Annotated in this window: 2 protein-coding genes; one reads left to right on the top strand and one right to left on the bottom strand. The window is 65.2% G+C overall.

Translation table 11 applies throughout. The features are described from left to right. Nucleotides 1–459: ABC transporter substrate-binding protein (locus tag ACNPM4_RS19180; protein WP_448986805.1), on the bottom strand; the 459-nt coding region annotated here is incomplete at its 3' end. Nucleotides 460–689: 230 nt separating this feature from the next. Between ACNPM4_RS19180 and ACNPM4_RS19175 the strand changes: the two genes are divergently transcribed. Further along, nucleotides 690–1,165 (top strand): DeoR/GlpR family DNA-binding transcription regulator (locus tag ACNPM4_RS19175; protein ID WP_448986803.1); only part of this gene is annotated, 476 nt, incomplete at its 3' end.

The raw sequence follows: 1,165 nt of genomic DNA, 5'->3' as shown, positions 1-1,165 counted from the left end.
CACGACCGGGATCATGTAGGTGCTGCCGTCGACCTGGATCTGGCTGGCCAGCTCGCTGTCGTCGTAGTCGTACTCCTCCATGAGCGCGCTCAGGTCGGCGATGACGCCCTGAGAGGCGAAGTCGTTCACCCACGCGCCGTCGAGGCCGACCACGTCGGGCATGGTGCCGGAAGCCGCACCGGCGAAGAGCTGCTCCTTGGTGGACGCGTACGGCCCGCTGACCAGCTCGACCGTGATGTCGGGATTCGCCTCCTCGAACTGGTCGATGAGTGCGCGGAACTCGCCGTCGGGCAGTTCCGGCTCCCACCACTGCGCGAATTCGATGGTGACATTCCCGTCACCGCCGCTGTCGCCATCCGTGCCGGGCGTGCAACCCGCCAGGGCCAGAAGGGTAACCGCCGCGGTTCCGGCGCCGACGATGATTCGGGTTCGTCGCTGCCCTCTTCCGACTGTGCTCATCACTTCTCCTCGTTGAGATCGTGCCGCATCACGCGCTTCAATGCTTGTTCATGCGGTTTTGAGCCATGTTATGCCGTTGCCTGCCGATTCGTCAACCCTGTTCTTTCGCCCGCATCGCGTTGTGGCGCTGATTTTCCCCACGCATCTGCGAGCAGCACCCGAATCACCCATCTGCGGTTTTCTGCACGACTATGCCGCGTTCGTGCCGCTCCTGTGCTAGATATGGGTGCATGGATGCTTCAGCGACCGGACAGCGACGCCGCCTTCCGGCAGGTCGGAAGGCCGACCTCGCCACCTACGTCGAACAGACGGGACAGGTGACGGTGAGCGATCTGGCCGAGCACTTCTCCGTCTCGATCGACACGATCCGTCGAGACCTCGACCAACTCGATCGAGAGGGCGTGCTGATCCGCACACACGGCGGTGCGGTCAGCGCGGCCAGCGGACAGCTCAAGGACCGCGCCCTCGACGTGCGCCTGCGCATGCAGACGGAGGAGAAGGAGCGCATCGCGCGCATCGCCGCGGGCCTCGTCGAAGACGGCTCCGTCGTGATGCTCAATGCCGGGACGACGACGCTCGCCGTCGCCCGCGCGCTGCGCAATCATCACGATCTGACGATCGCCACGAACAACCTGCGCATCCCCGGCGAGCTGTCGCCGTCGGCCTTCCGCGACCTGTACGTGTTCGGCGGTGCGGTGCGATCCAT

The sequence above is a fragment of the Microbacterium umsixpiens genome, from assembly GCF_053543675.1.
The sequence above is the reverse complement of the archived record's forward strand: the minus strand, read 5'-3'. Positions and strand labels throughout refer to the sequence as shown.